Below are 3892 nucleotides of genomic sequence, written 5' to 3' on the forward strand. Positions count from 1 at the left end.
TCTCCAATCAAGTTGGAGAGGGGAGACAGGCAGAAGCAGAGAGTTCTAAAGGGCATATTTGCACGCTGCCGATTCGCCCGGAAAACGGGCAGAAGACGCGCCCGCTCCACAGTAGAGCGATCAACAGTATTTGGCGTCAGGCGCAAAAAAGCCGGGGCGGGTTTGGGAACCTGCCCCGGCTGAACGCGCGACAAACAAGAATCCGGCGGCGTCAGGGAACCAGAAACCGCGTCAGGGCCGAAGCCAGCGACGCCGGATCGTCCAGATCGACCACCTCGAAACGCGCGGTGGGCAGCATGAGCCGGGACATCTCGCTGGACGGATCGGCCAGCTCGTCCGCCGAACGGCCCGATCCGCGCACGACGATCAACGGCTTGCCGTGCAGCGCGTGAATCTGCGCTTCCCGCGCGACGATCTCGCCGCCGTTGATGATCAGCGCCACGCCGGACGGCGCAGCGTCCGCCAGCCCGACCAGCAGCTCGGACTCGACGCCAAAACCGCCCCCATCGACAAAGATGAAATGAGAGTGGTTCGGTTCCAGCGGGTAACGATCCTCCGCCGGAGCGGGACCGCCCGCGTACGTCACGCTGTCGTAGGGGCAAACGCCGACCAGCGGCCACGTGCCCCCCACCCGGCGGCGCGCTTCGCCCATCGCGGCGAAGGTGCCCGCATTCGTGCCGCCGTCCGCCACCAGCCAGCGGTAATGCTCGGCCAGGGACGCCAGCCCTGCGGCAAGATAGTGCGCGATGTGGGCCGTCAGCGCGTCGTCCAGGCTCGCGCCGCCGTGCATGGCGATCACGCCGCTGTAGGCCGGTAACTCCAGCGCGGCCAGCGCCGCCCCCGGCGAGATCGAAGCCCCCACGCGGATCGCCGCCGCCGTGCGCCCGTCTTCAAGCGAAACCGCAAACCGCGCAACGTCCTGCATGGGATGACTCCTCGCGGGCAACCGCCCTACTCGCCTGCCGACTTAATGTGGATTGATTGGATCATCGCCTCAATCACGTCCGCAGGCAAATCCGCTTTCAGCGGGCCGGTCATCGAGACCGTCATCCACAGCACGCGGCCATCGTGCTCAATGTACACATCGTAGATCGCCTCGCGCCCGAAGACCCGCGTGTTATACGCGCCGGGATCGCGCACATCCAGGTGATAGTAGTTGGCCGTCCGCCCGTCGATAGTCATCTCGTGCTGATCGTAAGTGACCTTCGCGTCTGTGCTGACGCCAACCTCCTGCTGCGCCAGCTCATACACGGACTTGGCCTGGCTGTAGCCCTCGTAGGCGGACGAACTGCGGGTGACGTCCATGATGACGACCGACACCTGCGTATCGGGCAGATCGCTCGCGCCAAACAGCAGGTCGTTGCCCAGATCGGCAAACATCTGCGCGAAGTCCACATCGTGCCCCGCGAAGTAATCCACCTGATTGTAAAACTTGTCGTTGGCGATGCCGCACACCGGGTAACCGAGCGACTCGGTCGTGCAGCGCATATCCCAGCCCTCGGGGTACTCGATCGTGAACGAGGCCGCGTCGAGGCGCGTCATATCGGGCAGCGGCGGCTCGAACATGCCGCGCTGATCCGCGATGTACCACACCACCCCGACGAGCACCACCACGACCACCGCCGCCACCATAATCATCATGACCCGGCGCACGCGCTTGTTCACGTCTTCTGATGGGGACGCGGCGGGTGCTTTGGGCGGCTCGATGGGGCGGCGCGGCAGGCTGGGACTGCCCGCAACCGGAACACCTGGGAGATCCGCAAAGGGATCGCCCGAGCCGACGACACCCGCGAAAGGATCGTGCGCGGGCGCTGTGCGCGGCGCAGCCGGTCGCGGGGGCGGCGGGGCGGCGGGAGCCGGGATCGGGTTCGGCTTTGGCGCGGGAGGCGTGCCTGTCACCGGGGCGGTCCAGTTGGACGCGGCAAACGGATCGGCGGGAGCGGACTGCGCCGCCGGAGCAGCCGGTTCGGCGGGTGGATCGGGCGGCGTGTTCGCCAACACAGCGGCCCAGTCGGGCACGTCGGAATCGCTGGCAGGCGGTGTGGACGGTGTATCCGTCACCGGGGCGGCGGTCCAGTTGGATGCAGCGAACGGGTTGTCAGGCGCGGACTGCTCAGCACGCGCGGCCCAGTCGGGCACGTCGGAATCGCTGGCAGGCGGTGCGGACGGCGTATCCGTCACCGGGGCGGCGGTCCAGTTGGACGCAGCGAACGGATCGGCGGGGGCGGACTGCGCCGCCGGAACGACCGGCTCGATGGGCGGGGCGCTGTCCTCAGCGGCCCAGGCAGAGGCCACCGCGAACGGATCCTCATCCGGCGCGGTGCCCAGGGGCGCGTGCAGATCGCTGGCGTTAAACTGGGCCAGCCACCCGGGTTCGTCGCCGCCCGGAGCCGCAGCAGAGGCGTCGAACGACACAGCGGGCGCCGGATCAGCAGGCGCAAAACCGCCGTCGAACGATGCAGCTGGGGCCGGTTCGGCGGACGCGAAACCGCCGTCGAACGACGTACCATCCAGGCGCGCCATCCAATCCGGCTCGCCCCCATCCATCAAAAACGGGCTTTGCGCCGCGCCGGATGCGGCAGGGGGAGGAGTCTGCGCCGGGCGTGCTTCCGGGGCAGGCGCGGACGGTGCGTCGCCGGTGAACGAAAAGTTCCAGCCGGTCTCCGGCGCGGCGGGATGTGCGCTGCTCGCCAGGGGCGCGGGCGGATGGCTCGCCTCGGGAATGTCCGCCGTGAACGGGTTGGCCGTTGATGCGGGATTGAAGCCCGGCGTGCTGGGCGGCAGATCCGCGAATGGATCCGCGACCAGCGGCACGGCCACGGCGGGCGGTTCCTCGGACGGCTGCATACCTTGCAGCGGGGTGGGCAGGAAGGGGTGCGGCCCGGTAGAGGCGTCGGGCGCGGCGGACAGTGCGGACGCGGCGGCGGCGTTGGCCCGGTCCTCGGAGCTGACGCCGAAGAACGAGTCGTCCGGCTCCTCCTCCACGGGCGGGACCGCCATCTCGTCCAACTTGGCGCGGGCCTTGGCGTGATCGGGATTGAGCGCGATCACCCGTTCCAGGCAGGTGCGCACATTGTCGGGCTTGGTCACGGCGTGTGCCATCAGCCACCACGCGTTCGCGTCGCGCGGGTTCTTGCTCAGGTAGGCTTTCAGCACCTTCGCGGCCTGGCCGCGCTCAGCCGCTTTCAGAAGCTGGTGGGCCTGGATCAGCTCAGGGGGAACAGAGGATGCTGGCATGCGTCTAACCTTCTCGAAACACTCAATTTATAGATTTACTGGAAGTTGATCGAACGGATCATCTGCTCGATTTCGGCGCGCGGCAGGTCGTCGATGCTTTCGGACGAATAGGCGACCACGGTCAGCATCAGCAGACGGTCGTCGCGCGGGATATACACGTCGCCAATGATGAAGTAGCCGCGCCGGTCGAGCAGTTCGCCGGTCACGTCCTTGCCGGTCAGCCAGTAGACGTAGCCCGATTCGCCGTCGATGGTCGGATGGTCGATCTCGTATTCCATCCACAGGTCATAGCCGCGAATGTAGCTGGTGCGGCCATTTTTAGCGGAATATTCCTGCTCCTGCCAGCGCTGCGACTGCATCACGTAGTCGTAGCCGGAGACGTCGTTGGGATAGTCCATAATGATGCCGATCGCGGCCCGCCGGGGCATGCCGCCGTCGCTGAAGAGCGCCGTGTTGATGGTGCGCAGGAGATCCTCGTTGCCGAGGTTGCGACCGCCGCGCGCATAGGGGCCGAGCAGGTCGTACTGCGACTCTGAGGCGAAGCTGCACAACTGCGCGCTGCTGTCGCCGGTGCAGTGGCCGGTCCAGCCGTGGGCGGGCAGCACGGTGAACACGTCGCCGCTCATTTCGGCATCGCGGGCCATTGCTTCATAGT

Annotated in this window: 3 protein-coding genes; all 3 read right to left on the bottom strand. The window is 67.0% G+C overall.

All coding sequences use genetic code 11. The annotated features are described in order from the left end of the window. Window positions 1-211: 211 nt before the first annotated feature. Window positions 212-925 (bottom strand): hypothetical protein, encoded by a 714-nt coding sequence (locus V7116_RS21590; RefSeq protein WP_324394054.1) that lies wholly within the window; start codon window positions 923-925, stop codon window positions 212-214. Between the two features lie 26 nt (window positions 926-951). Next, on the bottom strand, window positions 952-3237 hold the full coding sequence (locus V7116_RS21595) for a hypothetical protein (protein ID WP_324394055.1): 2286 nt from the start codon (window positions 3235-3237) through the stop codon (window positions 952-954). Between the two features lie 35 nt (window positions 3238-3272). Continuing rightward, window positions 3273-3892, bottom strand: a 620-nt coding sequence (locus tag V7116_RS21600; protein ID WP_324394056.1) for a hypothetical protein, incomplete at its 5' end; no start/stop codon positions are given.

Origin of the sequence: Aggregatilinea sp. (assembly GCF_036822615.1) — a bacterium.
Taxonomy (GTDB): Bacteria; Chloroflexota; Anaerolineae; order Aggregatilineales; family Aggregatilineaceae; genus Aggregatilinea.